The organism is Bacillus sp. UNC69MF, assembly GCF_000746035.1.
GTDB lineage: Bacteria > Bacillota > Bacilli > Bacillales > Bacillaceae > Bacillus > Bacillus velezensis.
This window is the reverse complement of record NZ_JQKM01000003.1, coordinates 694,357-720,915: the sequence shown is the minus strand read 5'-3', so window position 1 is coordinate 720,915 and position 26,559 is coordinate 694,357. Positions and strand designations below refer to the sequence as shown.

At 48.6% G+C, this 26,559-nt stretch carries 22 protein-coding genes and 1 riboswitch; of the genes, 11 read left to right on the top strand and 11 right to left on the bottom strand.

What is annotated here, in order from left to right; genetic code table 11:
• Nucleotides 1-5: 5 nt before the first annotated feature.
• Both BR62_RS0103590 and BR62_RS0103585 read right to left on the bottom strand, forming a co-directional pair.
• Nucleotides 6-1,016, bottom strand: a complete 1,011-nt coding sequence (locus tag BR62_RS0103590; RefSeq protein ID WP_032869701.1) for a FecCD family ABC transporter permease — start codon at nt 1,014-1,016, stop codon at nt 6-8.
• Complete coding sequence (locus BR62_RS0103585; protein WP_029973587.1) at nt 1,016-2,053, bottom strand: FecCD family ABC transporter permease; 1,038 nt, start codon at nt 2,051-2,053, stop codon at nt 1,016-1,018. The genes BR62_RS0103590 and BR62_RS0103585 overlap by 1 nt, the downstream gene beginning before the upstream one ends.
• Before the next feature lie 247 nt (nt 2,054-2,300).
• Here BR62_RS0103585 and BR62_RS0103580 point away from each other — a divergent pair, with 247 nt between their 5' ends.
• Nucleotides 2,301-3,239 (top strand): iron-hydroxamate ABC transporter substrate-binding protein, encoded by a 939-nt coding sequence (locus BR62_RS0103580; protein WP_032869699.1) that lies wholly within the window; start codon nt 2,301-2,303, stop codon nt 3,237-3,239.
• Between the two features lie 155 nt (nt 3,240-3,394).
• On the opposite strand, the gene BR62_RS0103575 is transcribed toward BR62_RS0103580, so the two are convergent.
• Both BR62_RS0103575 and sspJ read right to left on the bottom strand, forming a co-directional pair.
• Nucleotides 3,395-4,807 (bottom strand): amino acid permease, encoded by a 1,413-nt coding sequence (locus BR62_RS0103575; RefSeq protein ID WP_007613722.1) that lies wholly within the window; start codon nt 4,805-4,807, stop codon nt 3,395-3,397.
• Nucleotides 4,808-4,917: 110 nt separating this feature from the next.
• A riboswitch (Lysine riboswitch) is annotated at nt 4,918-5,098 on the bottom strand.
• A 122-nt stretch (nt 5,099-5,220) separates the two neighbouring features.
• Entirely contained in the window at nt 5,221-5,361 is a 141-nt protein-coding gene (gene sspJ / locus BR62_RS0103570) for a small acid-soluble spore protein SspJ (RefSeq protein ID WP_007410034.1), read from the bottom strand.
• A 183-nt stretch (nt 5,362-5,544) separates the two neighbouring features.
• On the opposite strand from sspJ, the gene BR62_RS0103565 reads away from it, so the two are divergent.
• Both BR62_RS0103565 and BR62_RS0103560 read left to right on the top strand, forming a co-directional pair.
• The gene (locus BR62_RS0103565) at nt 5,545-6,027 is read left to right on the top strand and encodes a metal-dependent hydrolase (protein ID WP_003151759.1); all 483 of its coding nucleotides are present in this window, start codon (nt 5,545-5,547) and stop codon (nt 6,025-6,027) included.
• A 41-nt stretch (nt 6,028-6,068) separates the two neighbouring features.
• A complete protein-coding gene (locus BR62_RS0103560) occupies nt 6,069-7,925 on the top strand; it encodes an LTA synthase family protein (protein ID WP_032869696.1) in 1,857 nt (618 codons plus the stop codon).
• Between the two features lie 30 nt (nt 7,926-7,955).
• On the opposite strand, the gene BR62_RS0103555 is transcribed toward BR62_RS0103560, so the two are convergent.
• Nucleotides 7,956-8,882 (bottom strand): substrate-binding domain-containing protein, encoded by a 927-nt coding sequence (locus BR62_RS0103555; protein ID WP_032869694.1) that lies wholly within the window; start codon nt 8,880-8,882, stop codon nt 7,956-7,958.
• A gap of 117 nt (nt 8,883-8,999) precedes the next feature.
• Here BR62_RS0103555 and modA point away from each other — a divergent pair, with 117 nt between their 5' ends.
• The 7 genes from modA (at nt 9,000) to BR62_RS0103520 (ending at nt 15,632) form a co-directional block, all read left to right on the top strand.
• Nucleotides 9,000-9,797 (top strand): molybdate ABC transporter substrate-binding protein, encoded by a 798-nt coding sequence (gene modA, locus BR62_RS0103550; protein WP_032869691.1) that lies wholly within the window; start codon nt 9,000-9,002, stop codon nt 9,795-9,797.
• Nucleotides 9,778-10,461: a molybdate ABC transporter permease subunit gene (gene modB / locus BR62_RS0103545; RefSeq protein ID WP_025285254.1), complete on the top strand. Its 684-nt coding sequence runs from the start codon at nt 9,778-9,780 to the stop codon at nt 10,459-10,461. The genes modA and modB overlap by 20 nt, the downstream gene beginning before the upstream one ends.
• A gap of 94 nt (nt 10,462-10,555) precedes the next feature.
• Complete coding sequence (locus BR62_RS0103540) at nt 10,556-11,203, top strand: response regulator transcription factor (RefSeq protein WP_007613734.1); 648 nt, start codon at nt 10,556-10,558, stop codon at nt 11,201-11,203.
• A 5-nt stretch (nt 11,204-11,208) separates the two neighbouring features.
• Entirely contained in the window at nt 11,209-12,312 is a 1,104-nt protein-coding gene (locus BR62_RS0103535) for a sensor histidine kinase (RefSeq protein ID WP_032869868.1), read from the top strand.
• 119 nt (nt 12,313-12,431) lie between these two features.
• A complete protein-coding gene (locus tag BR62_RS0103530; protein WP_020956334.1) occupies nt 12,432-13,367 on the top strand; it encodes an ABC transporter ATP-binding protein in 936 nt (311 codons plus the stop codon).
• A gap of 23 nt (nt 13,368-13,390) precedes the next feature.
• Nucleotides 13,391-14,485 (top strand): ABC transporter permease, encoded by a 1,095-nt coding sequence (locus BR62_RS0103525; RefSeq protein WP_012118434.1) that lies wholly within the window; start codon nt 13,391-13,393, stop codon nt 14,483-14,485.
• Between the two features lies 1 nt (nt 14,486).
• Nucleotides 14,487-15,632, top strand: a complete 1,146-nt coding sequence (locus BR62_RS0103520; RefSeq protein WP_012118435.1) for an ABC transporter permease — start codon at nt 14,487-14,489, stop codon at nt 15,630-15,632.
• Nucleotides 15,633-15,665: 33 nt separating this feature from the next.
• Here the strand turns inward: BR62_RS0103520 and BR62_RS0103515 are convergent, their stop codons facing one another.
• Entirely contained in the window at nt 15,666-16,496 is an 831-nt protein-coding gene (locus BR62_RS0103515; RefSeq protein ID WP_007410023.1) for an aldo/keto reductase, read from the bottom strand.
• Between the two features lie 221 nt (nt 16,497-16,717).
• Between BR62_RS0103515 and BR62_RS0103510 the strand changes: the two genes are divergently transcribed.
• Entirely contained in the window at nt 16,718-17,203 is a 486-nt protein-coding gene (locus BR62_RS0103510; protein ID WP_012118436.1) for a hypothetical protein, read from the top strand.
• 39 nt (nt 17,204-17,242) lie between these two features.
• Here the strand turns inward: BR62_RS0103510 and BR62_RS0103505 are convergent, their stop codons facing one another.
• The 5 genes from BR62_RS0103505 to BR62_RS0103480 all read right to left on the bottom strand — a co-directional run bounded on the left by BR62_RS0103505 (nt 17,243) and on the right by BR62_RS0103480 (nt 26,428).
• Nucleotides 17,243-19,258: a Na+/H+ antiporter gene (locus BR62_RS0103505; protein ID WP_012118437.1), complete on the bottom strand. Its 2,016-nt coding sequence runs from the start codon at nt 19,256-19,258 to the stop codon at nt 17,243-17,245.
• Between the two features lie 348 nt (nt 19,259-19,606).
• On the bottom strand, nt 19,607-21,322 hold the full coding sequence (gene cysI / locus BR62_RS0103495) for an assimilatory sulfite reductase (NADPH) hemoprotein subunit (RefSeq protein WP_017418922.1): 1,716 nt from the start codon (nt 21,320-21,322) through the stop codon (nt 19,607-19,609).
• Nucleotides 21,323-21,349: 27 nt separating this feature from the next.
• Nucleotides 21,350-23,158 carry an assimilatory sulfite reductase (NADPH) flavoprotein subunit gene (locus tag BR62_RS0103490; protein ID WP_032869688.1) on the bottom strand — a complete coding sequence of 603 codons (1,809 nt, stop codon included), beginning with the start codon at nt 23,156-23,158 and terminating at the stop codon, nt 21,350-21,352.
• A gap of 174 nt (nt 23,159-23,332) precedes the next feature.
• Entirely contained in the window at nt 23,333-25,648 is a 2,316-nt protein-coding gene (helD, locus tag BR62_RS0103485; RefSeq protein ID WP_032869686.1) for an RNA polymerase recycling motor HelD, read from the bottom strand.
• A 171-nt stretch (nt 25,649-25,819) separates the two neighbouring features.
• Nucleotides 25,820-26,428: a trimeric intracellular cation channel family protein gene (locus tag BR62_RS0103480; RefSeq protein ID WP_007410017.1), complete on the bottom strand. Its 609-nt coding sequence runs from the start codon at nt 26,426-26,428 to the stop codon at nt 25,820-25,822.
• Nucleotides 26,429-26,559: the final 131 nt, after the last annotated feature.

The window sequence follows — 26,559 nt, the reverse complement described above, 5'->3', positions numbered from 1 at the left end:
TTCCTCTATTTCGTTTTCATCAGCAAATATACAAAATACGGCGCTCCGAGCACGGAAATCACCAGGCCGACGGGAACTTCGGACGGTGCAAGCACATTTCTCGCCAGCGTATCGGCAAGCAGAAATAAAAATGCTCCGATTAAAGCCGAAACCGGGATAAGCGTCTGGTGGCGCGGTCCGGTAAGCCTTCTGGCCAAATGCGGCGCAATGAGTCCGAGAAAAGCGATTCCGCCGGCTGCCGCAACACATGACGCGGTCAGGGCAACGGCGCACATCAGCAGAACTCGCCGCTCCTTTTCAACCCGGGTGCCAAGCCCCGCCGCCAGCTGATCACCGAGCTGGAGCACATTTAAATACCTGGCTTTATAGAGGGTGAACGGTAAAAGAACCAGCAGCCACGGCAAAATGGACAGCACCATTTTCCAATTGGCGTTCCAAATCGAACCGGAAATCCATACAAGCGCCTGCATGAAATCCCGCGGGTCCATTTTCAGCTGAAAAATCAAGAGCAGCGCATTAAACCCCGCATTGACGCCGATCCCGACCAAAACGAGCCGGACAGGTGAAACGCCTTTTTTCCAAGCCATCACATAGATGAGCAGCGCAGCCAGAAAAGCCCCCGCCAAAGCGCTCACCGGAAGCAGCCATGTACCGGCCATGCTTAAATCAACAGCTGATCCTTGGAAAAAGAAGATAAACAAAACGACCGCCAAAGACGCCCCGGCGTTAATCCCGAGAATGCCCGGCTCCGCCAAGTCATTTTGAGACACGCTTTGAAAAATCGCGCCTGAAACCGCGATTCCGGCGCCGACCAGCAATGACAGCACCATGCGCGGCAGTCTGAATTCAAATAAAACGAGCTGATCCCGGGCATCCCCTTGTCCGAAAAAGACACGTAGCGTATCAAGAGGCGCAATCCGGATCACGCCCATGTTTAAGCTGATAAAAAAGACGATGCATATGAGCAAAAACGTAACGGCCATGACCGCCAGCGGTTTTTTCGATTTTACATTCATTACAGCCCTCTCCTTTCCCTGCGCGCCAAATAAAAGAAAAAGGGAACGCCGATAAGGGCGGTTAAAGCGCCGACCGGTGTTTCAAACGGCGCATTGACGAGTCTTGCGGCAATATCACTGAAGACTAACAGAACGGCGCCGAATACCGCCGAACAGGGAATGATCCACCTGTAATCTACCCCGACTAAAAATCGGGTGATATGCGGAATCACCAAGCCGATAAAAGAAATGGCTCCGGCGACTGAGACTGAAGCCCCCGTCAAGAGGACAACGACAAACATTCCGATTACTTTCACAAGCGATGTGTACTGCCCGAGCCCTTTGGCCAGCTCCTCACCCAAGCTCAGCACCGTCACTGAGCGCGCAATCAGAAATGCCAGCAAAAGTCCGATAACCCCGACCGCCAACAGCAGCTGCACGCCTTCCCATTTCACGGAAGCGACTCCTCCGGCGTACCAGAACTTCACATCCTGGGCGACATCAAAACGGATCGCAATCGCGCTTGAAAGCCCCGTTAAGAAATAGCCGACTGCCGTACCGGCCAGCGCGAGCTTCACCGGTGTCAGACCGCCTTTTGAAAACAGGCCGATGCCAAACACAATAAGCGCTCCGATTCCCGCTCCCGCGAAGGACCACAAAACAAGTCCCGCCGCAGACAGGCCCGGAAAAAAAGCAAACGCCAATGCGATCGCAAATCCTGACCCCGACGTCACGCCCATAATGGAAGGCTCAGCAAGCGGGTTCCGCGTCAGCCCCTGCATAATCGCCCCGGACACAGCTAAAAAAGCCCCGACGAGCGCGGCGGCGGCAGTTCTCGGCAGCCTCAGATCGCGTATGATTTGATGAGATGTATTTTGCGGCTGAAAGTGAAAGAGAGCATCCCACACCGTCCGCAGATGAATATCGGCAGCTCCGATGGAAACAGACAGAGCCGCGCCGATCAATAATACCGCAATACCGGCACACAGCAGCACAGCCGCTCTGAATGAACGCGCCGTCCACTGGATTTCACTCCCTGATGCCCCTTGAGCCGTCATTGTCTGTTTCTTTTTCAATAGACCCAACACTCGTTCTTCCTTTCTCAAAACAAGAATGGTAATGATAATGATTATCAATGACTTGTTTCAGTATAGCACTTTTATATTCTCTTTTAATAGACCTAATTTCATATAAAAAAAGAAAGTTTTTCTTAAAAAAGAGCGTGCTTCTCTATGAAAGCAGTGATATAATCACACTGATAATGATTCTCTTTATCACTAATTTTTATGAAAGAAGGAATGTCAAATGTTCCATACATACAAAAAAATCGGCGCAGCGCTGATTGCCATGCTGCTCATCGCCGCTTTGGCCGCATGCGGCAATTCTTCAGACACGAAAGGTTCTTCTGAAAAAGAAGAAACCATCACGTATAAAGCCGAAAACGGCAATATTAAAATTCCGAAGCACCCGAAACGGGTCGTCGTCATGGCTGACGGCTACTACGGCGACTTTAAACAGCTCGGCATCAATGTTGTCGGCGCGCCGCAAAACGTATTTAAAAACCCTTATTACAAAGGAAAAACAAAAGGTGTCACAAACATCGGCGACGGCACGTCCGTTGAAAAAATCATTGACTTAAAGCCGGATTTAATCGTTGTCTGGACGACACAAGGCGCCGATATTGAAAAACTGGAAAAAATCGCGCCGACCATCGCCATTAAATATGACAAGCTCAGCAACATTGATCAATTCAAAGAGTTTGCGAAAATGACAGGCACTGAAGATAAAGCAGACAAATGGCTGGCTGAATGGGATAAGAAAACCGCTGCCGCTAAAACAAAGGTTCAAAAAGCGGTCGGGTCAAAAACCATCTCCATCATGCAGACAAACGGAAAAGACATCTATGTATTCGGTAAAGACTTCGGCCGCGGCGGAACCATCATTTATGACAAACTCGGGCTGAAGGCCACAAAACTGACGCAGGAAAAAGCCATTAATCAAGGGCCGGGCTACGCCAGCATTTCACTCGAGAAACTGCCTGACTTCGCGGGAGACTACATCTTTATGGGGCCATGGCAGGCCGGCGGTGACGACAAAGGCGTGCTTGACAGCTCAATCTGGAAGAACCTCGATGCCGTCAAACAAAACCATGTCTACCGCATTGATCCGATCGGCTTCTATTTCTCAGACCCGATCTCACTTGAAGGCCAGCTCGACTACATCACAAAAAGCTTAACGAAGTAACCCCGAAGCCGCTGTCACAGCGGCTTTTTATTACGCTTTACACTGACCGTTTTTTCAGCGGACGCACTGACCATTTAACCGCATTCGAGACCATTCATTATATACACGCTGCCGCAAATAAAAAAGACATCTCACAGACGTGAGATGTCTTTTTGTCATACCGATTGTCTGTTGTTTGCAAATTTCTTTGAGACGAAAGGATATAACAGCAAACCGACGAAGAACAGCCCGATACCGAGAATAAAGGTCGTTAAATCGGCCGTTCCGGTAATAATGACATAAAAAGAATAAATGCAGGCAAGGATGGCGATGATACCGTCTCTTACTCTTGAACCCTTTATCTCGTCATACGTTTCACCCGTAAAAATGAGCTTCAGGCTGTAAAACGCTGACACGAGATACGGAATCAGATAAGCGAGCGTCGCCGCTGTCGTTAAAAACGTAAACGCGTCACTGATCGTCCGGGAAATAACTGAAAAGATAAAGATCTGTGACATCACGTTCGTTACGATTAACGACACAACCGGGCTGCCCTGTTTATTCGTTTTTGCAAAAGCAGCGGGAAAGTCTCCTGATTTCGCCGCTTGATACGGAACTTCAGAGCCAAGAAGAATCCAGCCGAGCATCGTTCCGAACAGACACAAAATCGCCAGAATCGCCATGATGACACTTCCCGCATTGCCGACGATCGCGTACAATACGTCAACAAACGGTTTTTCCGAGCCGACAAGCTTACCATGCGGAAGCACGCCCATCGTAATCAATGTCACGATGATATAGATGCCAAGCGCGATCAATAATCCGGTAATGGTGGCGCGTTTCACGTCGCGCTGCGAACGGGCGCGCCCGGATAAAATGACTGCCGATTCAATTCCGACGAACGCCCATAATGTTGAAATCGCCGCATTGTGGATCTGTCCGCCGATTCCCTCAACTGTGTGAGGACCTGTTTGAACCGGAAAATAAAAATGATCGAAAAACGACGTTTGAAACACAAATAAACCTGCAATGATAAAGAAGATAAATCCTAATACTTTTGAAAACGTCGTGACGAAATTTAATTTACTCGCACCGTTAATGCTGGTGACGAGAATCGTGTGAGTGCCCCATAATAAAACCGTACATACGGCAAACGTCAGCAGCTGGCCGAGCGTAACCGCCTGACCGCCGATCGAAAACATTTCACGCTTATCCGTTAAAATCGGGAAAAATGATGTTAAATATCCGGCAAGGCTCGTGATGATCGCCACGTTGCTGATCCAGCTCGCCACCCAGTAGCCCCACACCATCGTGAAGCCCGCTGCATTCCCTTTTTTCCGATCGCTGAACAGCGCACGCGCATAGCTTTGCGGCCCCGCCGTCAGCTCAGGCTTGCGGATGGATAAGTGGCCGAAGACCAGCGCGATCATTAACACACCGGCTCCCGTTAAAAGCCATGCCGATGTGGCGCCGAACGGGCTCGCGATTTTTGCGAGCGAACTCGGAAGCGAAAAGATGCCCGAGCCTACCATATTTCCTACGACAAACGCCGTTAATAACCAAAAACCCCATTTTTTCGTCTGTTCCATTCCTGTACCTCCTGGTTGTTCATTCGTACGGACCAGACCCCGAGATCATATTTACACGCAAAAAAAGCCTGAACAAAAGTCCATGCTTAAAGAAACACACACACCCTTGATCTCCGGATAGCCCTCCGCGAAAAAGCACGCGGCAGTCCTGCACTTATTCAGATACAGTCCCAGCATAAAGAAGGATCGGCTTTCTTTACACTTCGGCGCTGATGCCTTTAACACATGTTTCGCAGCCCCTATCAGCCTGGCATGTGCGACTCATCATCAAGCGCAACCTCTACCTCACCGAGAAAGAGTGAGGATTTTTATCATTCAATTCTACTCAGAGGTTATCAGAGATAAAAAGATCTGTCAAAGGGAAAAATTAGATGGAAAACGGATAGAGCGTTCGCCCTACCCGTCTTATATGGTCAGCGGTTGTTTTTTTTCTTTTGAACAGCTTCTTGAAGCGGATCGTCTTTCAGAGCTGCACCGGCGTCTTCAAGCGCGCCTTGAATGACGTTTTTGTTTTTATCGCTGTTTTTTCCTTTTTCTTTGTTAAAGAAAGCCATCTGTATCACCTCTTTATCAAATATAGGTACACCTATAATGTGTCTTTTTCCGCGGCAGAATATGCGGAATCCGCGTCTCCTTCCTTTTGGCGGAACAGGTAAAGTTTGTTGATCAAACATGCATTCTCTTGATATATTTGTAATTCAGGGGATTTTGGCAAAAATAAAAAGGAGAAGCGAAAAATGACAGGAAAAACACACATCATGGGAGGCATCGCTTCTTGTTCCGCAATTGCGTATTATTACGGGTATGATCCGGTCCTTATGACCTCAGCGGGTGCCCTCGGGGCGCTGATTCCCGACATATGCCATACGAAAAGCAAAATCGGCAGGACGCTGCCCGTTCTGTCCAAAATCGTAAGCACGGTGTTCGGCCACAGAACGTTTACACACAGCCTGCTGTTTATGCTTATTATGTTTTTCATTACGGCAACTTATATTCCGAATCCGAGCATTTCCGCCGGACTGATGATCGGAATGGCGAGTCATCTTGTGCTTGACGCATGGACCGTCAACGGCATTAAACTGCTGTTTCCGTCCGCCATCCGCTTCCGTCTGCCCCTTTATATGAGAACGGGGAGCTTTTCGGAGCAGCTTGTGCTGGCCGGCCTAACGATTGTATCCTGCTATTATTTATACGAACTGGTTCACGGCCGCATCTCTTAAACAAAAAGCATCTTTCGCTTTTAGGGTGAGGAGTCATACATATGAAGAAAACCTTTTTCAGCAATCATCGGTTTTTATGCCTGTCCATCCTGTTCATGTGGATGAAAACCTATGCCGTTTATAAGCTCGGTTTTGATCTGCAGAACAATTCGGTTCTTGAGGAATGTCTGCTTCTCATTAATCCGCTGAGCTTCATTGTGCCGCTGTTCGGCATCGCCCTGCTGCTGACGGAAAAAAAACAGCGGATCTTTCTGCTTTCGGCGAATGTGATGCTGACGGGGATTTTAATCGCGAATACGGTGTTTTACGGGTTTTATATTGATTTTATCACCATACCGGTTTTGTTTCAGGCGAGCAATATGGGCGATATGGGAAGCAGCGTCCAAGAGCTGTTTCACCCGCTTTATATCGCTTTATTTTTGGATATTGCGGTTTTGTTTTATCTTGGTAAAAGGCATAAAGCTGGTAAAGGTAAAGCCAGCACCCGTACCGTTAAAGCGTATGCGTGGGCATCAGCCGGCCTCATGCTGTGCAACCTTGCGCTGTCTGAGGCCGAGCAGCCGAAGCTGTTCAAGCACCCTTTTGATCGTGAAGCGCTCGTAAAAGGAATCGGCCTGTTCCACTTTCATTTGTATGACACCATTTCGCAGACGCTGAATGCAGGGGCAAAAGCGTTTGCCGATGAAGACAGCCTTGCGGCGGTCGCAAATTACACTCAAGCCGACTACAGCAGGCCGTCCGATTCAAAATTCGGGCTTGCAAAGGGGCGCAATGTGATTTTTGTTACGCTCGAATCAACACAGCGTTTTGTAATGGATGAGCGGGTCAACGGGCGGGAGATTACCCCGTTTTTAAATAAACTGCGGAAAAAAAGTTATGACTTCACTCATTTTTATCAGCAGACTGAACAGGGAAAAACCTCAGATTCAGAATTCATTACTGCGAATTCGCTGTATCCGTCTTCAAGCGGCGCCGTTTTTTTTACAAAAAGCGGCCACCGGTTCAATACGATGTACCATATGTTAAAAGACCGTCAATACTATTCAGCCGTTCTGCATGCCAATCATAAGGCCTTTTGGAACCGGGATGAGATGTACGGGGCATTCGGAATCGACCGTTTTTTCGACGCGGATGAATTTAAGGTGACACAGGAAAATTCAACAGGCTGGGGCCTGAAGGATAAGGAATTTCTCGAACAGTCAGCGGAAAAATTAAAGAAGCTTCCGCAGCCGTTTTACGCGAGCCTGCTGACTTTGACCAACCATTTTCCTTTTGAAATTGATAAACAGGATCAGCTCATTGAGGAACCGGACACAAGCAGCGAGTTATTAAACCGCTATGTGACGACGGTCCGCTATGAAGATGAGGCCCTGAAACACTTTTTCAAGAAGCTGAAAAAAGAAGGACTGTATGACAACGCGATGATCGTCCTGATGGGAGATCATTACGGTATATCCGAAGCCCATAATCAAGGACTTGCCGAATTCTTAGGGAAAGAGGAAATCACTCCGTTTGATACGGTTCAGCTTCAGCGCGTGCCGTTTATCATTCATATTCCCGGGGTGACCGACCGTGCGCCGGAAACGATTGCTTCGGCCGCGGGACAGGTTGATGTAAGACCGACGCTGCTTCACCTGCTCGGCATTGAAACGAAAGGCAGCATTCAGTTCGGCAATGATCTGTTTTCCGGAGAGCGGACGCCGTTTGCGGTGCTGAGAAACGGCAGCTTTATCACGGATGATCATATTTATACGAAAAATACGTGTTACAGCCGTAAAACGGGTGAACCGCTTTCTGACATGAGCGCGTGCAGCGATGAGAAAGAAAAAGCGGAACAAGAGCTGATGCTTTCCGATAAAATATTAAACGGCGACCTGCTGCGGTTTTATAAGCAATAAAAAAATCCCTCCGTTATATGGAGGGATTTTTCATGTTTCATATATGAGCCGTCCGGTCATTTTCGTATCATATCCGGATAATTGAGAAAGCTGGGACTTGAATTCCTCAGAATTAAGAATGTCCTGCACGCTTTGAACAAGCTCCCGGTTTTGTTTTAAGACGACCACATCGTACTGCTCACTGATCACCGGGATAAAGTCCGTGCCCGCCATATGCGCCGCATGCTGCGACCCGACTCCGATATCCGCCTTTCCGCTTGATACTTGTGAAGCCGCTGACAGATGATCCGTGACAATGTCATGATAGCCGGCGACATCATTCGGCGTGATGCCGAATGATCTGAGCTGTTCATCCAGCAGCACCCTCGCGCCTGATCCTTTTTCGCGATTGACGATGCGGACATCCTTTCGGCTCAAATCCTGAAAGCCCTGAATGTTCAGCGGATTGCCCTTTTTCACATATAATCCGGCCTGACGAAGCACGACATGAAAAAGCGCAAACGGCTCCCCTGAAAGGATGCGCTTCACATACGGGATGTTATACTGCCCCGTCTCCCCATCGTACAAATGCAGACTGACGATGTCACAAGCTCCGCGGTACATCTCGATCAGGCTGTTCAAACTGCCGCTGTACTTGCGGAGCGGAGCCGCCTGTATTGTTTGTTCCAGCTGTTTGCTGAGAAGGTCCATCGACACATCCTGCCCGCTGATGATAACGGACTGCCTTTTTTCCGGCTCCCGCCCGCGGGACGGGTCAGGTGCTTCTGATACGGATGGCTTTTTTGACATTCTCATGTTTGCTTTATATTGTTTTAAGTCCTCTTCATCGACCCTCATCTGTCTTCCGACCCTGTACGCCGGAATGAGTCCTTTTTTTATCAAATCATATACTGTCAGTTTGGAGACCTTCAAAAGGCCCGCAACTTCTTCTATTGTATAGGAAGTGGCTTCTGTCATATTATCACGCTCCGTTTTTATTATAACTGTTCAGATATTGAAAAAAAACCGCACCATCACGTACAATTGCGTTATAATTAGTTTGATCTAATGATATTTAGCTATAAGGGGTGCACAATGTTGAAAAAGAAAGCGACACTACTCACAACTGCGGCTATGGCCGTTTTCCTGGCAACTGCGGGCTGCTCATCCGGACAATCGTCCAAAGGCGGACAAAACGAAAAAGTCACGCTGACCGTTTCTGCGGCAGCCAGCGCTCAGGATGCACTTGAAGAAATCCAGACCAACTACGAAAAATCTCATTCAAACGTAACCATTCAAGACAACTTCGGATCATCAGGCACATTGCAAAAACAAATTTCACAAGGCGCGGGAGCTGATTTATTCTTCTCGGCAGCCGAAGATAAATTCGAAAAGCTCGTTCATGACGGAGATATCGACAAAAAGGACAGCACGGATCTTTTGAAAAATGATCTCGTCATGATCGTACCTGAGAAAAACAGCGCACACCTGACACATCTGAATGACCTGAAAAAAGACAGCGCGGAAAAAATCGCGCTCGGCACGCCTGAATCCGTTCCGGCCGGACAATACGCCAAACAGTCATTGACGGCATTATCCCTGTGGGACAAGGTAAAAGATAAAGTCGTCTATGCAAAAGACGTTCGCCAGGTGCTTTCTTATGTTGAAACCGGAAATGTCGATGCCGGGCTTGTCTATAAAACAGACGCGCTGATTTCGAAAAAGGTGAAAATCACCGATGAAGCGCCGGCGAAAACGCACGATCAGATCGTTTATCCGCTCGGCATCGTCAAGGATACAAAGCACCGTAAAGAAGCAGAAGCGTTTTATCAGTATCTGCAGTCAGATGAAGCAATGAAAGTGTTTAAGAAATATGGATTTACTGCCAAGTAACATTACGGCTTCGGAATTTTTCACCCCAGTCGTATTGTCTTTTGAGGTGGCTTTGGCATCAGGCATCGCCGTCATCATTCTCGGGACGCTTGCCGGCGCCTGGATGGCGAAAGCGCGATTTCCCGGAAAAACGGCTGTGGAGACCCTGTTTATGCTCCCGCTCGTTCTTCCGCCTACCGTTGTCGGCTTCATTCTCATTATTATTTTCGGGAAACACAGCTTTATCGGCCGGACGATCGAGCGGATTTTTCACCAGCCCGTCATTTTCACGTGGTCGGCCGCGGTGATCGCTTCGGCCATTGTCGCCTTCCCGCTTATGTATCAGTCCGCTAAAACGGGCTTCGCCGCGGTTGATGCCGACATTGAGGGAGCGGCGAAAGTAGACGGAGCCGGCAGGTGGCAGGTTTTCACCCGTATTTCCGTCCCGCTTGCCTTTCCCTCCCTCTTGACCGGAAGCATTCTCAGTATTGCACGTGCGCTAGGTGAATTCGGGGCGACTTTAATGTTTGCGGGAAATATTCCCGGTGTCACCCAAACGCTGCCGACAGCGATTTACGTCGCGATGGACTCCGGCAATGAAACACTCGCCTGGGTGTGGGTGATCTGTATTGTGATCATTTCTTTCCTGATGCTGTTTTTCATCCAATTGAAAAAACCCGCTTGACCGATCCGCCTTCCGCGCACCTTTCGCCGGGAGGCTTTTTGATTTAAAATCGGATGGTATATAATGAAACAAAAAACACACAAAGGGTGCGGCCATGAAGATTAATGTCATTATCGCGGATGATAATTCTTTCATCAGAGAAGGAATGAAAATCATTTTGCATACATATGAGGAATTTACTGTATCGGCAACGTTGGAAAACGGCCTCGAGGCGGCAGAGTATTGTAAACACAATCCCGTCGATATCGCCTTGCTGGACGTCCGCATGCCGGTGATGAACGGCGTCGAAGCCGCAAAACGGATCGCGGAGGAAACGGATACGAAGCCGATGATCCTGACGACATTTGACGACGATGAGTATATTTTAGAAGCGATTAAAAACGGCGCGAAAGGATATTTATTAAAAAATACCGAACCGGAACGGATCCGCGATGCGATCAAAAGCGTTTTCAACGGGCACAGCATTCTTCAGGACACCGTACTGGATAAAATAAAAGACAGCCTTTCCCGGCCGGCGGAAGCCGCGCATCAGATTGATGAAAGCCAGTTTACTGAAAGAGAGCTCAGCATCATGTCGCTTATTGCGAAAGGATTCTCGAACAGGGAAATTTCAAAACAGCTTTTCATTTCTGAAGGGACGACGGCCAATTATATTTCCTCTATTTTAGGGAAAACGGGGCTTGAGCACAGAACGCAGATCGCGATTTATTATATCACCGGGAAGGTGGATAACGGGCGTTGAACGGTATGGATTTTTGGATGCTGATGAGCAGACTGATCGCCATTTTTTATACGGCTTTTTTGTTCGTATCGGCAGACCGCCTTTACACACCGTACGCCGTCTTGTTTCTGCTGCTTTATCTATCTTTGGGCATTGCGGTCTGCATGATCAGGCAGACCGCTTGGAGGCGCGGGATCACCCTCATGGCGCTGGCATTGACCGCTTGGCTTTCCGCCTTAGGCCATCCGGCGTTTCTATTTCTTTTGCCGCCCGCCATTTTTGCCGTTCTTGCCGAATATCCGGTTCACCGCTATGTGTTCTGCCTGCTCGTGTTTTTGCCGTTTTTATTTATCCCGTACGGCGACCTTCCGACTTATATCGTCATGACGTTGTTCTGCTTGGCGATATTCGTTTTGGCCGCCCGGTCCAGCGACCGGCTGAAAAAATATGAAGAGCAGTCAGACAACATGCGCTCAAGCATTGAAAAACTGACGAAACAGCTGCACAGCAGCACGGAATATATCAAACAATCGGAGTATACCGGCAAACTCGAAGAAAGAAACAGATTGTCCCAAGCCATCCATGACAAAATCGGCCATTCCATGACAGGCGCGCTCATTCAGATGGAAGCGGCGAAACGGATGCTCGGCTCCCATCCGGACAAAGCGGCTGAACTGCTCCAAAATGCCATTACCATTTCCAAAGAGGGCATAGAGGATATCCGTATTACGCTGAAAAATATGAAACCGCCCGCTGAACAAATGGGCATTCACAGATTAAGAACGTTTATTGATGAATTTTCGGCCAAAAACGGGATGCCGGTTCCGTTTACGCATCAAGGCGATTTGGACAGGCTGACGCAAATGCATTGGAGAGTCATTCAGGAAAACGTAACCGAAGCCTTGACCAATGCAATGAAATACGCCGATGCCACGCAGATTTTCATTGATATCCATGTGCTGAACAAAGCCGTGAAAGCGGAAGTGAAAGATAACGGAAACGGCGCCGTCCGCTTTAAAAAAGGCCTCGGCATGCTCGGTATGGAAGAACGGGCGGCCGTCTTGCACGGAACCGTTATTTTTGACGGCACGGCCGGTTTTTCCGTCACGACATTGCTTCCGGTTGAATAAGTGAATGTTTTCATGTGAAAAATATGAAGATTCTCATGTCAAAGGAATGAACAGCTGCACTAACGGCCGTTCATTCTTTTTTTTATAATAAGAGCATCATAAGACATAGAGGTGGAAACATGAACATTTTGGAGCTCAAACAGCTGAGTAAGAAATTCGGTGATTATGCCGCCGTTGACCAGATGTCGCTTGCCGTAAAAGAAGGTGAGATTTTCGGGTTTCTCGGCGCAAACGGAGCCGGAAAAAGCACGACGATCAATATGATCTCAGGCCTTTTAAAACCTTCAGGCGGAGACATTCTGTTTCTCGGAAAAGATATTTTCAAATATAGCAAAGCAACGAAAATGAATATCGGCATCGTCCCTCAGGACCTCGCGATTTACGAAGAATTAAACGCCTATGAAAATGTGAAGTTCTTCGCCGGGCTGTACGGCCTGAGAGGGGCGGCTCTGAAAGAACGGGTCGAGGAGGCCCTGACATTCGTCGGCTTGAGCGATAAACACAAATATTTGCCGAAGCATTTTTCCGGCGGAATGAAGCGCAGGCTTAATATTGCGTGCGCTCTTGCCCACCGGCCGAAACTGATCATCATGGATGAACCGACGGTCGGCATTGACCCGCAATCAAGAAATTATATTCTGCAATCAGTGAAAAAGCTGAATGAAATGGGCTGCACGATCATCTACACGAGCCACTACATGGAGGAAGTGGAAGAAATATGCACGCGCATCGCCATCATTGACCACGGAAAAGTCATCGCAGAAGGCACAAAAGAACAGCTGACCTCCATCATTACCGACACGAAGGACGTCGTGATTGAGCTGTCATCCGGAAACGGCATCAGCCTCGGCGATATTCAGGAGCTGCCCGGCGTCAGAGCCGCCACACTGGAAGAAAACAGCGTGAAAATCAGCTCTGACACAGGGGTCAACAATTTAAACCGCCTGATCCGGTACTTCATGGACAAAGGAATTGAAATCCGCTCCTTGCAGGAACAGGCCCCTGACTTAGAAACGGTATTTCTCACGCTGACAGGCAGAAGCCTGCGCGACTGACCCCACTGAAAGGAGGATTGCAAATGAATATTCTGCACATCGCCGGGAAAGAAATCAAAATCAGTTTTCGCGACAGACGGACTTTTATTTTCATGCTTGCTTTTCCGATCGTCTTCATGCTGATTTTCACTGCGGCATTATCAAACGCCTTTGATTCAGAGGTGACGGTCGGAAACATCAAGGTCGTATATACGGACCAGTCAAACGGCCCTCTTTCTCATGATTTCACTGAGTTTATGAAAGCCGCCAAAAAAGAGCATGTCTATTTTCAAAAAGCGGACACGGAGGCAAAAGGCAAAAACGAGGTTCGAGAAAATCAGGCGGATGCTTTCGTCACTGTAAAAAACACCGGTTTTCAAGTCTATACAAATGACCGGAGCGGCATAAACGGCACGATCGTCCAAGGCATGCTGACCGCTTTTACCAATCAATACAAAGCAGGCGCCGCCGCTTACAAGGCGCATAAGGCGCCTTCCGCCGGACAAATCAAAAGCGATTATATGAAGCAGACGTCTTTACACAAAGCGAAAGAACCGAAAGCGAAAGATTTTTACGCGATATCCATGACGACGATGATCGGGCTGTACGCCTCGATTTTTGCAAGCAGCTTATTCCGCGGGGAAAGAATACGGCACACCGCAGATCGCCTGATCGCCGCCCCGCTCCGGAAAAGCGATATCTTTCTCGGAAAGATGCTCGGCATTTTGGCTGTGAATGTTCTGACGATTCTTGCCGTTGTCGCCTTCAGCAAATTTATCTTAAAAGCGAATTGGGGCAGCCACATGGGACTTGTGCTTTTGATTCTCGTTTCTGAAATTCTTTTGGCCGTCAGCTTCGGACTCAGCCTGAGCTATTTGACCAGAAAACCCGAAAGCGCCAGATTAATCACCGTCATCATCGTTCAGGTGATGTCCATTATCGGCGGCGCCTATTACAAATATGAAGGCGGAGGAATTTCCGCCCTGTCGCCCTTATCCTGGATCAATAAGGCGATTAACAGCATCATTTACGCAAATGATGTATCAGCGGCATGGCCTGCACTCGGTTTAAATACAGCATTGGCGGCACTCTTTTTGCTGATCGCCGCATTTACGTTTCAAAGACGGGAGGGACTGTAATATGAAAAACTTCTGGTGGCTGTTTGCGCACACTCTCAAAGGGATTACAAAAAGCAAAAAACAGCTCATTCTTTATATCGGGGCTCCGCTGATCGGCGTCTTCCTCTCCTTCATGACCAATGCCAACGGCGGAGCCGAAACGCTCAATATCGGCATTCTCGATCAAGACGGCGGAGAAGTGGCGCAGGATACGGCCGCGTTTTTAAAAGGACTGGATCATGTGAAGATTTCGGAGGAAACAGCTGCGTCCGCCACATCAAAAATCGCTTCAGGAAAAATGGAGGCGCTCATTACGTTTGAAAAAGGCTTCTCCCAAAGCGTAAAAGACGGGAAACCGTCTCACATCGGCATGACCTCGCTGAAAGGCGCCCAGGTCACCGGATATGTCAGCTCTTATTTGTACAATTATATGAACAGCATCGCCTCAATCGGCAAATCCTCCGGCGGAGACGCAAAGGCCTTTCAGGCGATGTACGCCGATTTCAAGCATTCTCCCATTCAAACGGAGTCCGCTGTTTTACAAGATACATCGAACCATAAAGAAATGACTTACTCAGTCATCGGGTATCTCATTATCATTATGCTCTATTCCGCAGGCAACCTGACGGAACTAATGATTAAAGAGAGAGAAAACAGGACATACTACAGGCTTCTGTCAACGCCGATCACATCAAAGCAGTATGTATTGGCGAACGCGGCGGTGAATATCATTATCATGGCCGTCCAAATTCTATTCGCCGTTCTCTTTATGGGCGCCGCTTTTCATATTCATCCGTCATTCCCGCTGTGGCAGCTGTTCGTCCTGATGATGCTGTTTGCATTAAGCGCGATCGGGGTCGCCTTTATTGCCGTCGGTTTTTCCAATAGCAGCGCTTCGGCATCGGCGCTTTTGAATTTGATCGTCGTGCCGACATGCTTGCTGGCCGGCTGCTTCTTTCCGGGCAATATTATGCCGAAAACGGTGCAGACAATCGCCGAATTTCTGCCTCAGCGCTGGGTGCTCGATACGGTGGATCAATTGCAGCAAGGCCGCACGTTCCAAAGCCTGATGCTGAACATCATCATTTTGGGAGCCTTCGCCGCCGCCCTGTTATTAATAGCCGCATACAGGTTCAGCGTAAAACGTCAGACACAGACATTTATGTAAAGAAAAACAGCCCCGTAAAGGGCTGTTTTTTTCTTAGAACAGAAGCTCGTCCGGATTCGGGCCGACACGCTCGTCTTTGTTCAATGCGCTGATCTTTTCCATTTCTTCCTGTGACAGTTCGAAATCAAAAATATCGGCATTTTCTATGATGCGGTGCTCTTTAATCGATTTCGGAATGGTAACGACTTCGTTCTGAAGATCCCAGCGCAAAATCACTTGAGCAACCGATTTGTTATGTTTTTCCGCAATTTGTGACAGCACTTCGTTATCGAGGAGCTGTCCCTGCATCAATGGAGACCATGCTTCCACTTGAATGCCCTGCGCTTTGCAGAAATCTCTTACTTCTTTTTGAGTCAGGCGCGGGTGGAATTCAATCTGGTTGACCATCGGCTTGATTTCAGCATCTTTCAGCAGTTCTTCTAAATGATGCACTTGGAAGTTGCTGACGCCGATTGCGCGGATTTTACCGTCTTTGTACAGCTTTTCAAGAGCGCGCCATGTGTCTTTATATTTATCCTTGCCCGGCCAGTGAATCAGGTAAAGGTCGAGGTAATCGAGGCCGAGGCGCTCAAGGCTTTTCTCAAACGCGTCAAGTGTCGTTTCGTATCCTTGATCTTCATTCCACACTTTTGACGTGATGAACAGCTCTTCTCTGGCAACGCCCGCAGCTCTGATGCCTTCGCCGACACCCTCTTCATTTTTGTAAATAGCCGCCGTATCAATGCTGCGGTAGCCGTTTCTGATTGCCGCTTCGACGGAGTCCGCCGCTACGCTTCCGTTTTCCACCTTGAAGACGCCAAGGCCGAACCACGGCATTTCAACGCCATTATGAAGCTTTACAGTATCTTTTAAGCTTTTTGCCACGTTGAACCATCCTTTCTAGTCATTATGTAAACGGTTATTATTATCTCACATTTCCGCTGTAAGAAACCAATTATACGCTCATCGTCATCACAAAAACCATCTTTAGTGCCCAAGCACCACTTCCGTTATTATTTTCCTATTTTTCAAAAATTCCGGTTAACCGGGTAACTGTCCGGGTAAATCGCTACTGTAGCCACCACACAATTGAAGGAGGAAATCATATGAAACGTATGCGTATCCCGATGTCCGTTGCCCTTGGCGCCGCTTTGTCTCTGACTCCTCTGTCCTTTGTATCCGCAAAAGAAACCCCGGTCCCTCAAAACATGGCACAGCAATCATCAGATGCCTCAGCAAAAGATGTCGGATTAAACATTGACGTTGACCTGCTCGGCATCGGCAATTCGATTGCTGACGCGATTAAGTCGGCGCAAAACCGTGACGGCTTCGTCAAAAACTTAATGGAATCTTCATTCTACGCTTCCGGACAAAAATATAACGTCATGGTGTTTAATTTAAGCCAGGAATATGAAGATCATTTTAACGGCGTTCAGTTTTACGGTTCCGCCGTTTATGACGGCATCACGTACGGCATTTGGGTGTTTGAAGACGGAAGCTTCACCAATAAAGGTGATGGCGGCTGGATCAACTGGGCCTTCAGAGGCTGGTTTGACCGCGACGGCGATCACGTCGAATTCCATCGTCCGTAATCAAAAAAAGTCCGGCGACAGATGCCGGACTTTTTTGATTTATTCATCTCCGTCAAGCATGGCCGCTTCCACATCATTGATGTATTGGCGAAGCTCATGTGACATATCGCGGGAAATTTCCCGCTCTTCGAACAATGTTTGGATTTCGTTGCGGATGGCCTGCACGGCCCGCAGTTTGATTTCGAGTTTTTGATTTTCAAAACGGCGGCTCGGATTCTGTTCGTGATACGAGTGCCCCAGCCTGAAAATCAGGTGATTGTAAAAGGAAATGACGGCAAGCGTCACATCTTTATTTTCTTCAGTCATGTGTTTTTTCAGGCTTTCAATGGCCGCTTTTGCCGTTTTAACCCTTGTGGCGCGGATGAGGCCTTCTTCATTTAAAATCGTCATTTCCGGCTTTTTTTGTTCACCGAAAAAGATCCAGTACATCAGGCGTTTCAGCTTTTTCTTAGATAAGCCGACTTTAAACGGATTCGTATACAGCACTTCCAGTTCATCAAACCGTTCCTGAAGGCTGTCAGCCGTTTCTTCCGGTATGTCGCCCCGCTCAATCAGCCGCAGCAATTCTTCCTGTTCAGCCTGTATCCCTTGGGCGCGGACTTTCCGCTCATCTTTTTTCGTGCGGTTTTTGACGGTGAACTGCTGAAATCTGAGATTTTTCATTTTCTCATTGTATTCGGCAATAACCGCAAAAGAAGCCGTTTTGTTTGTCTCATTCATATTTTCTTTAATGGCCGTTAAGGCTGCCTTTATCAGCTTCCGTCTCGCTGTCAGCAATTTGACTTTCTTCTCTTTCACATTGTCTTCCGGCTTATCTGTCAAAATCGGCAGTACGATTGTCGCCAGCACCAATGTGCACATAATAACACCCGCGGCTAAAAAGAGAATCAAATTCCGTTCAGGAAACGGTGAGCCGTCAGAGAGCACGTAAGGAATGGAAAAGGAACCCGCAAGCGTGACCGCTCCCCTGACGCCTGAAACCGAAATCAGCAGGGTCGAGCGCAGGCCGGGTTTATAAATGCTCTGATCCTTGTTAAAAAACCACTTGCCGTTCCAAAAAAACAGCACCCACAAAAACCTGAGAATCATTAACGTCAGCGTAATGACGATAATGTACCCGATGACCATCATATTGTTAAACGCGGTATCATTAAAGATGACGGAGACCACATCCGGTATTTGCGCCCCTAAAATAACGAAAACAAGACCGTTCAGAATGAACAAAATAATATTCCACGTACTTGAAGAGACGATTTGCAGTTTGACCATCGTTGATTCAAGACGGTCCTGCTCCACCGCATGCGTGATGCCGCCGGCCACAACAGCTAAAATGCCGGAAACGCCGATTTCTTCAGCCGCGAGATAGATGACGAACGGCGTCAGAATTTGAATCAGCATATGCATCGTGACATCCTGCATGCCGAGGCGGCGCAAAAACAGCCGGAAACGGATAATCAAAAAAGAAATGACGACACCGCTGAGTAAACCGCCGGCTGAAATCAGAACGAAACTGAAGGCGGCCTGCGCCAGCGAAAATGCGCCCGTCACGGCAGCCGCAATCGCAAATTTAAAAGCGACCAGGCCGGATGCGTCATTCATCAGTCCTTCTCCTTCAAGGAGACGCAGAATGCCTTTTGGCATCTTCACTCGCCCTGACAGCGCGCTGACCGCGACAACGTCAGTCGGTGACAGTATCGCCGCCAGCCCGAACGCGGCAGCCAGCGGAATGCTCGGAATCATCCAATGAATCGTGTAACCGCCGACAATCACCGTGGCAAACACGAGCCCGAGCGCAAGCAGCAGAATCGGCGCTCTTAAATTCCAAAGTTCCGCACGCGGCGTCCGTTTTCCATCGTTAAAAAGCAGCGGAGCGATAAACAAAACAAAAAACAATTCGGTATTCAGTTCAAAGTGAAGCCCCTGCGGAAATGACGCCGCAATGATACCGAGCGCCACCTGAATCAAAGGCACCGGGATAAAGGGGACAAACCGATTTACGATATTTGAGATCGCGATGATGGTTAAAAGTACGAGTACGACTAAAAATATGTCCAAAGCATGACCTCCTTCATCTGCTGCATCATATCATTATTGCCTGATCTCTGCCTTTGCCAAAGGCCGGAGCCGATGATCGGGCAGATTCAATATATTTTCCGCACGCAACCATTCTTCTTTTATTTTACCCGTTTTTATTTAAAATTTCTCATAACGTGCTCACGGGGAACTTTTTTTGCCTTCAGCTACATTTTTTCCGGAAAAAGAAAAAGCCTGTTTTCTCTGAAAACAGGCTTTTTCGCAAGCTGCGTCATCTGTTTCATGACGCGGTGCAGCGTTTATGCTTCTTAGTAAAGGATAGAGAACGCACCGTCAGTGTGTCTCTATCCTTGGTTTTAAGTGCTCATCTTATTCGTGAAAATTCGTGCCGTCTGTCGTCGCTTTAATGATGCCGGCGCGGATGACGAAATCGCCGAAGTGTTCGCCTTCCTCACGCTCTTTCGCGTAGCGCGGGAGAATGGTGCGAAGCTCACTCAGAATTTCCTCTTCACCGATATTTTCCCGGTACATTTTGCTCAAACGGCTGCCGTCAAACGCCGCTCCTAAATACATATTATATTTTCCGGGCGCCTTTCCGATAAATCCGATTTCGCCGAGCGCATGGCGGGCGCAGCCATTCGGGCATCCGGTCATACGGATGGTGATTTCTTCATCCCGCAGCCCGTTTTCGTCAACAATGTCTTCAATCTTATCAATCAATTTCGGCAGATAGCGCTCGGCTTCGGCCATGGCGAGCCCGCATGTCGGAAGCGCGACGCAAGCCATTGAACTGCGGCGGAGGGCGGAATGCTGCCGGCCGTCTGTCAGACCGTATTGTTCGATTAATGCGCTGATTTGTTTCTTTTTCTGGCTCGAGACATTGCCTATAATCAGGTTTTGATTAGAGGTGAGACGGAAATCTCCCGTATGGACTTTGGCGATTTCACGTAATCCCGTCATCAGCTTGTAATTCTCATAGTCCGTGACGCGGCCGCCTTCGATAAACATCGTAAAGTGCCATTTACCTTTTACACCCTTCACCCATCCGTAACGGTCGCCGTTATGGTCAAAATGATAAGGTTTCGCTTCATCCAGCTGCCAGCCGAGGCGGTTTTCCAGCTCGGCTTTTACGTTTTCCAGCCCGAGACGGTCAACAGTGTACTTGAATCTGGCATTCTTTCTGACGGAACGGTTTCCGTAATCGCGCTGAATCGTAATGGTTTTTTCCGCTACATCATACAGCTGCTCCGGTTTGCAGAAGCCGATGACTTTTGAAAGCTGCGGATAAGTGGCCGTATCGCCGTGCGTCATTCCCATACCGCCGCCGATTGCAACGTTGAATCCGATAAGACGGCCTTCCTCCACGATGGCAATGAAGCCGAGATCTTGAGAAAAGACATCGATATCATTGGACGGAGGCACGGCGATTCCGATTTTGAATTTCCGCGGCAGGTACAGCGGCCCGTACATCGGTTCCGTTTCCGTGTCAGGAGTGCCCGCCACACGTTCCTCATCAAGCCAGATTTCATGATAGGCTCTCGTGCGCGGAAGAAGGTCATCGCTCAATTTCTTCGACCATTCGTATACTTCCGCATGAATTTCAGACTGGTGCGGATTTGAAGCGCACATGACGTTTCGGTTGACATCTCCGCAGGCCGCAATGGTATCAAGCAGCGCCGCATTGATTTTCTGAATCGTTTTTTTCATGTTCCATTTTAAAATTCCGTGCATTTGGAACGTTTCACGCGTTGTCAGCTTCAATGTATTGTTTCCGTATTTTTGCGCCAGTTCATCCATGACAAGCCATTGTTCCGGAGTTGACACGCCGCCTGGCATCCGAACGCGCAGCATGAACTGGTAAGCCGGTTCAAGCTTTTGTTTTTGACGTTCATTACGGAGATCGCGGTCATCCTGCAAGTAGCTTCCGTGATGCTTCATCAGCCGGTTGTCTTCGTCCGGGATGCCGGCTGAAATCCGGTCGAGCATGACTTCTTTCAATGTGCCGCGCAAATAATCACTTTTTTCTTTAATTTCCTCAACATCACTTGGAGGGCCTTCCGGCGCTTTTAAAATGTTGTTCACCATGCTGAATAAGCTCCTTTCAAACCAAAATCAATATACGTCACGCTGGTAGCGTTTTTTCTGCTGCATGTCTGCCAGGAAGCTTTCCGCTTTTTCACGGCTCATGCCGCCTTCTTCCTGAATGATATCGAGAAGCGCCTGGTGCACGTCATGCGCCATATGCTGTTCATCACCGCAGATGTATACGGCGGCTCCCTGCTGCAGCCATTCATACAACTCTTTGCTTTGTTCTTTCATGCGGTGCTGCACATATACCTTTTCCTCCGAATCCCGGGAAAAAGCGACGTCCATTTTTGTGAGAACACCGTTTTGCAGCCATTTTTGCCATTCCGTCTGGTACAGAAAATCAGTGACAAAGTGCTGATCCCCGAAAAACAGCCATGTTTTCCCCTCAGCTCCGGTTTCTTCACGCTCCTGCATAAAGGAACGGAACGGCGCGATGCCTGTCCCCGGCCCGACCATAATGACCGGTGTATCCGGGTTTTCCGGCAGCTTGAAGTTTTGGTTGTGCTGAATGTATATCGGAAGCGTATCTCCCGGCTGGAGTCTTTCCGCACAAAGAATGCTGCAGACGCCTTTTCGTTCTCTGCCGTGCGCGTCATATCTGACCGCTCCGATTGTCAGATGCACCTCTTCCGGATTCGCTTCTAAACTGCTTGCGATCGAATAGAGCCGGGCCGGCATTTTACGCAGGATGGAAAGAAAGTCTTCCGCTGTCGCTTCCCACGGACCGAAATCCCGGACGAGATCAAGCAGATCACGGCCGTTGATGTATGCTTTCAGCTGCTCTTCGTTTCCTTCGGCCAGAAGTTCACTCAGCTTTTGGTCAGCCGTAAACTGTGCGGCCTTTTGCAGGAACGGTTTTGTTAAGACGGTTATTTCAAAATGAGAAGTAAGCGCATCTTTCAGCGGGAGGCGCTCTCCTTGTTTATTCACCGCCACTTCCTGTTTTGGGTCCCATTTCAGCTCATTGATCAGCTCATCAACGAGCGCCGGATCATTTTCCGGATAGATGCCGAGGCTGTCTCCGGGCTGATACGCGAGGCCCGATCCTTCAAGCGAAAGCTCGAGATGGCGTGTTTCTTTATTCGAACCGCGTCCGTTCAGATTGATGTTCTCAAGAACCTCCGCCCGAAACGGGTTCGTTCTGGAATAAACGGATTCACCGAGAGCCGGCGTCTCGGCAGGCGCTTCGGCTGTTTGATTTCCCGCTCCTTCGTTCAAACCGCCGATGACCGCGTCAAGCCATTCAGAAAACGGCTCATCATAATCAAGATCGCAATCAACCCGCGGCGCAAGCTGTGTGCCGCCGAGCTCTTGAAGACGCTCGTCAAACTCTTTGCCGGTCTGGCAGAAAAATTCATACGAGCTGTCCCCGAGCGCCAAAACGGAGTAACGGAGCGCTTCAAGCTTCGGCGCGCGTCTGCCGTGAAGAAATTCATGAAAGGCCAGCGCGTTATCCGGCGGATCGCCTTCTCCGTGCGTGCTCACAACGATCAGTAAATTGTTTATTTTTTTCAGATTATTCGGCTTAAAATCGTTCATCGACGCGACGGTGACCTGGAATCCCCGTTCCTCAAGCGTCTTTACCGTCTGTTTCGCAAGACCTTCCGCATTTCCCGTTTGCGATCCGTATAATACGGTCACTTCTCTTGAGACTGCCGGGCTTTCTGCAGGAGCCGGAGCAGCGGGTGCGGCTGTTTCACCGGATTCGGACCGGGCCGCAGCCAAATAACCGCTCAGCCAGATTTTCTGTGATTCTGTCAAGGTCGGCAGAAGGCGGTTAAGGAGCTCTGCCTGCTCCTGATTAAACGGACTGTTCATGACCTGAAGTTGCAACGATATCCACCTCACAAGGAATTAAACGTAACGTACGTTATTTCTATAGGAATTGTCAAAATAATATTCTAATTGAAACTTTACCGAAAGTTTGTATGTAAGTAAAATATATAATCATGATGACAACGATTAAGATTACTAATGATAAAAAGCCCTTTGCACTTGGCAAAGGGCTTACACGAATAAGCCGGCGGGCACTTCTTTAATAAAAGGAGAGTGTTCTCCCGGAGACAATACGGTCAGATGATGCATCGCCCGCGTACAGGCCGTATATAACAGCTTACGGTCATGTTCGCTTTTGTACTGGGCAGCAGAGGCATCAGCGGCAATGACGGCGTCAAACTCAATGCCTTTTGCCAAATAAACGGGAATGACGCATACCCCTTTTTGAAAAGGCTGGTTTTCTTTATTGATCAAGCGGACACCGCTCTCGGCGCTGACCGCCTGAAACACTTTTTTGGCTTCCGCGGCCGTTTTGCAGATGACGGCGACCGTCTCCCAGCCTTTTTGTCTGAGCTCCCGGATTGTATCCGCCAATTGTTCCTGCCGCGCATTTTCTGTATCCGTCCGCAAAACACGCGGTTTTTCCCCGTTCCGGTTAAAAAGCTCAATGTCATCGCCGTCAGCCAGCAGCGCTTTCGTAAATTCAACAATCTGCCGCGTCGATCTGTAAGTCCGCTTCAGGCTGACATACTTTTCTGCACCATTGCGAAAGCAGCCGGCGAGGGAAGAAGGGCCCGTAATGGTGTGGGCATAAATCGACTGGCTGACATCACCGAGCACCGTCATCTTTGCCGCTGGGAAGATGCTTTGAATATACGTGAGCTGAAATGGGGAATAATCCTGCGCTTCATCAATGAAGACGTGCTTCATTTGTGTGTTTTTTCTTTTTCCTTCTAACAGATCCTGCAAATACAGATACGGAGCGGCATCTTCATACGGAAGTGACCGTTCTGCAAATGCGTTTCTGGTCAAAGCGCCGATGCTCTCCCAATGATCGGGCTTTTCATCAGCTCCCCAGTCTGAAAACAGCCGGAGATACATCCGTTTTATATCGAGAAAGCCGAGCCGTCTGACGGCCTGCTTAATCGGTTTAAAGGCTTTGCCGACAATAATGGCGCCAAGCAGCCGCTGTTCGCGCTGATGGTCGTCAAATGCAGGTTCATCATCTGCCGCCTGCTTCTTGAGTGTTTGATAAACCTCAGCATAGTCTTCCTTATCAAGCAGCTCGCTCTCCTGCAAGACCCATTCCTTCTTACGCTCCTTTTTTTCGAGAGCGCTGATTTCCGCGAGAAGCCATTCCGCTGTCAGCTCCGCTCTGTTCGGAATCGGCAGCTGCTGATCAAGCGAATAAAAATAGGCTTCAATCCGTTCTTTTGAAATCAGGATGTCTCCCCGGAAGCTGATCTGTTTACACATCAGGCCAGAGCCGGAAAGCGAGCAGGCGTAGCGGTCAATCATGGCCTGGAAAGCTGATGACGCTTTGTAAGCAATGGCTGCGAGCCTTACGGAAAGTGCGTCCTGAATTTGTTCAGTCAGGCAATATTCAAGCTGCTCGTACGGGCTTTCACAATCAAACTTTCGTCCGAGCCGGCGGATGATATATTCCTGAAAGGTGGCCTGCTCCATATTCTCTTCTCCCAATTCCGGCAATACGGCGGACACATAACTGTTGAACAAAATGTTCGGGGAAAACAATACAATCTGACGGGCATCAAGCACCCCGCGCCCGCGGTACAGCAAGTAAGCGGCCCGCTGAAGCGCCGCGGATGTTTTCCCGCTTCCGGCGGCTCCCTGAACAATGAGATATTTGCTTTTTTCATCCCGGATGATTTCGTTCTGTTCTTTTTGGATGGTTGACACGATGTTTTTCATATGCTGTCCGGAATGCCCGCTCAGCACCTCTTGCAGCATTTCGTCACCAATCGTCATATCCGTGTTAAACATCGCTTTAAGCGTCCCTTTTTTAATGATAAACTGCCGCTTCAGTGTGATGTCTCCTTCTATCGTTTCTTCGGGAACTTCATAGCGGGCTTTTCCCGGGGAATATTGATAGTAAAGAGATGAGATGGGCGCGCGCCAATCATAAATGAGAAATTGCTCGTTGTTTTCATCCATCAAAGAAGTCAGCCCGATATAAATCCGCTCGGAAGAGGACTCCCCTTTTTCCGTAAAATCGACACGGCCGAAGTAAGGAGAGGTTTTCAGCTTTTGGATTTTTTGAAGCTGCCGGTATTGAAGCCGATGCGTCCGTTCACGTTCTGAAAGCATTTCTGCCTGCTGTTTAATGCTTGAAAATGTCTCAGCCGCTTCGTGGGCGTCATCCATATTCACGGTGACATCATCCCAAAACGTTTTTCTCAGCCCGACAATATCCTGCTTCAATCCGCCCGATGAGGCTTCAAGATGAGTTTGTTTCTGTTCCAGTTCCTTCATGACAAAATTGATTCTTTCCTGCTCTTCTTTCCACTCTTTATCACGTTTTGCCATCAGCGGCACCTCCGACATCAAGCTGACAAATCCGGCTTTCATCATACAAACATATATGCAACATATTATTCAGCATTATGGTCAAATACCCTTTTTCTTATCATATCGGGCGTCTTTTTTTATCAGAAGCCGTTATGAAAAAAAACCGATTTCGTTTGTGAAATCGGTTTTTTACTGATCTATATGATAGGAACGATTCGGCAGGCGCCACCTGAACACATAACTGCAGATGCGGCATGCCACAAGCACAAGAAACAGCACATACAAACCGGCGGCATCCCCGGCCCAGCCGAGGCCCACGATTAACCCTCCGAGCGCGGCCCAGACTGCATAAATTTCCGCCTTGAGCACAAGCGGCTTCCTGCCCGCGAGCAAATCCCGTATGATGCCGCCCCCGCTGCCGGTGAGGACCGCTGCCGCAATCACCGCACTGAGCGGATGGCCCATTTTCACGGCATATAAAGCGCCTTGGATGGCAAACGCCGAAAGCCCGATGGCATCGGATAGGTTGCCCCATTTACTCCAATGTCTTAACAGCAGCTTCGGAAACAAAAAGACAATCGTAACTGATGCGAGAGCGATTTGAAAAAACGCGCCTTGCTCCCACAAGGCGGAGACCGGAACACCGATCAGCAGATTTCGGATCGCTCCTCCGCCGAACGCCGTTACAATCCCCAAGATGTACACGCCTAAAATATCATACTCCTCTTCCATCGCAACAATCGCTCCGCTGACCGCAAACGCAATGATGCCGATTACACTAAGCAGCTCCCAGGCCATTCCATATGCTCCTTTTTATTTGTTAAATTTTCTGACGACCATTAGATTTTATAATCGCTTTCTCTTAAAATCAACCTTATTTTTGAAAGATTCTGATTCCTAATCCGGGACAACCTCACTCGCAACGGCTG

Coding starts and splice junctions, on each gene's coding strand:
- BR62_RS0103590 (WP_032869701.1), bottom strand. CDS start 1,016: ATGAATGTAAAATCGAAAAAACCGCTGGCGGTCATGGCCGTTACGTTT.
- BR62_RS0103585 (WP_029973587.1), bottom strand. CDS start 2,053: ATGACGGCTCAAGGGGCATCAGGGAGTGAAATCCAGTGGACGGCGCGT.
- BR62_RS0103580 (WP_032869699.1), top strand. CDS start 2,301: ATGTTCCATACATACAAAAAAATCGGCGCAGCGCTGATTGCCATGCTG.
- BR62_RS0103575 (WP_007613722.1), bottom strand. CDS start 4,807: ATGGAACAGACGAAAAAATGGGGTTTTTGGTTATTAACGGCGTTTGTC.
- sspJ (WP_007410034.1), bottom strand. CDS start 5,361: ATGGCTTTCTTTAACAAAGAAAAAGGAAAAAACAGCGATAAAAACAAA.
- BR62_RS0103565 (WP_003151759.1), top strand. CDS start 5,545: ATGACAGGAAAAACACACATCATGGGAGGCATCGCTTCTTGTTCCGCA.
- BR62_RS0103560 (WP_032869696.1), top strand. CDS start 6,069: ATGAAGAAAACCTTTTTCAGCAATCATCGGTTTTTATGCCTGTCCATC.
- BR62_RS0103555 (WP_032869694.1), bottom strand. CDS start 8,882: ATGACAGAAGCCACTTCCTATACAATAGAAGAAGTTGCGGGCCTTTTG.
- modA (WP_032869691.1), top strand. CDS start 9,000: ATGTTGAAAAAGAAAGCGACACTACTCACAACTGCGGCTATGGCCGTT.
- modB (WP_025285254.1), top strand. CDS start 9,778: ATGGATTTACTGCCAAGTAACATTACGGCTTCGGAATTTTTCACCCCA.
- BR62_RS0103540 (WP_007613734.1), top strand. CDS start 10,556: ATGAAGATTAATGTCATTATCGCGGATGATAATTCTTTCATCAGAGAA.
- BR62_RS0103535 (WP_032869868.1), top strand. CDS start 11,209: ATGGATTTTTGGATGCTGATGAGCAGACTGATCGCCATTTTTTATACG.
- BR62_RS0103530 (WP_020956334.1), top strand. CDS start 12,432: ATGAACATTTTGGAGCTCAAACAGCTGAGTAAGAAATTCGGTGATTAT.
- BR62_RS0103525 (WP_012118434.1), top strand. CDS start 13,391: ATGAATATTCTGCACATCGCCGGGAAAGAAATCAAAATCAGTTTTCGC.
- BR62_RS0103520 (WP_012118435.1), top strand. CDS start 14,487: ATGAAAAACTTCTGGTGGCTGTTTGCGCACACTCTCAAAGGGATTACA.
- BR62_RS0103510 (WP_012118436.1), top strand. CDS start 16,718: ATGAAACGTATGCGTATCCCGATGTCCGTTGCCCTTGGCGCCGCTTTG.
- cysI (WP_017418922.1), bottom strand. CDS start 21,322: ATGGTGAACAACATTTTAAAAGCGCCGGAAGGCCCTCCAAGTGATGTT.
- helD (WP_032869686.1), bottom strand. CDS start 25,648: ATGGCAAAACGTGATAAAGAGTGGAAAGAAGAGCAGGAAAGAATCAAT.
- BR62_RS0103480 (WP_007410017.1), bottom strand. CDS start 26,428: ATGGCCTGGGAGCTGCTTAGTGTAATCGGCATCATTGCGTTTGCGGTC.